Raw genomic sequence first — 1,760 nt, 5'->3', positions numbered from 1 at the left:
CCGCCCCCATCCAGCACGCCCCGCTCGGCCAGGAGATGCAGGACCATCGCCCCGAACCCGCCGACCGAGCCCTCCTCCACCGTCACCAGAACCTCGTGGCTGCCCGCCAGATCGACCACCAGCTCCGCGTCCAGGGGCTTGGCGAACCGCGCATCCGCCACCGTCACCGCCACGCCTTCCGCCTCCAGCGCGTCGGCCGCCTTCAGCGCCTCCGACAGACGCGTGCCCAGCGACAGAAGCGCCACCCGCGCCCCCTCCGGACGCCGCACCACCCGGCCCCGGCCGATCGCCAGAACCTCGCCCCGCTCCGGCAGCTCGACCCCGACGCCCTCGCCGCGCGGGTAGCGCAGGGCGATCGGACCGCTGTCGTGGGCATGCGCCGTCGCCACCATGTGCACCAGCTCGGCCTCGTCGGAGGCCGCCATCACCGTCATGTTCGGCAGGCAGCACAGATAGGCCAGGTCGAACGCCCCCGCATGCGTGGCCCCGTCCGCCCCCACCAGACCGGCCCGGTCCAGGCAGAAGCGCACCGGCAGGTTCTGCAGCGCCACGTCGTGCACCACCTGATCGTAGGCCCGCTGCAGGAAGGTCGAGTAGATCGCCACGAACGGCTTGTAGCCCTCCGTCGCCAGGCCGCCCGCGAAGGTCACCGCGTGCTGCTCGGCGATGCCCACGTCGAAGGTCTTGTCCGGATGCGCCTGGCCGAACAGGTCGATGCCGGTGCCCCCGGGCATCGCCGCGGTGATCGCCACCACCTTCGGATCGGCATCGGCCGCCTTGATCAGGCTCTCGCCGAACACCCGGGTATAGGCCGGGGCATTGGCCTTGGCCTTGGCCTGCACGCCCGACAGCACGTCGAACTTGACCACGCCGTGGTAGCGGTCGGCCGAGGCCTCGGCCGGGCCGTAGCCCTTGCCCTTCTGCGTCACCACGTGCAGCAGGATCGGGCCCTGATCGCTGTCACGCACGTTCTTGAGCACCGGCAGCAGGTGGTCGAGATTGTGCCCGTCGACCGGGCCGACATAGTGGAAGCCCATCTCCTCGAACATCGTGCCGCCGCCGACGATCAGCGAGCGGGCATATTCCTCCGCCGCCGCCGCGCGCTGGTAGATCGCCTTGGGCAGGAGCTTGCCGAGCTGCTTGGCGGTCTCGCGCAGCGACCGGTAGGTGCCGCCCGAGGCGAGCCGGGCGAGATAGGCCGACATCGCGCCGACGGGGGGCGCGATCGACATGTCGTTGTCGTTGAGGATGACGATGAGGCGCGAATGCAGCGCGCCGGCATTGTTCATCGCCTCGTAGGCCATGCCCGCCGACATCGAGCCGTCGCCGATCACCGCCACCATGTTGCGGCGCCGGCCCGGCTCGGCCCCCGTCGCCTTCGCCTCGGCCTCGGCGAGGTCGCGCGCGACCGCCATGCCGAGCGCGGCCGAGATCGAGGTCGAGGAATGGGCCGCGCCGAACGGGTCGTACTCGCTCTCCGAGCGCTTGGTGAAGCCCGACAGGCCGCCGCCCTGGCGCAGGGTGCGGATGCGGTCGCGCCGTCCGGTGAGGATCTTGTGCGGGTAGCACTGGTGGCCGACGTCCCAGACGATGCGGTCGTCGGGGGTGTCGAACACGTGGTGCAGCGCCACCGTCAGCTCGACCACGCCGAGCCCCGAGCCGAGATGGCCGCCGGTGACCGACACCGCGTCGATCATCTCGGCGCGCACCGCGTCCGCCACCTTCTGCAGCTCGCTCTCCGGCAGGAGCCGCAGCCGGTC

At 71.5% G+C, this 1,760-nt stretch carries 1 protein-coding gene; it reads right to left on the bottom strand.

Annotation, left to right across the window (positions count from 1 at the left end; all coding sequences use genetic code 11):
* A partial coding sequence (gene dxs, locus MFF26_RS26275; protein ID WP_238308957.1) for a 1-deoxy-D-xylulose-5-phosphate synthase occupies positions 1-1,760 on the bottom strand: 1,760 nt, incomplete at both ends.

The organism is Methylorubrum suomiense, from assembly GCF_022179765.1.
GTDB classification, from domain to species: Bacteria; Pseudomonadota; Alphaproteobacteria; order Rhizobiales; family Beijerinckiaceae; genus Methylobacterium; species Methylobacterium suomiense.
This window is presented reverse-complemented; position numbering and strand designations above follow the sequence as displayed.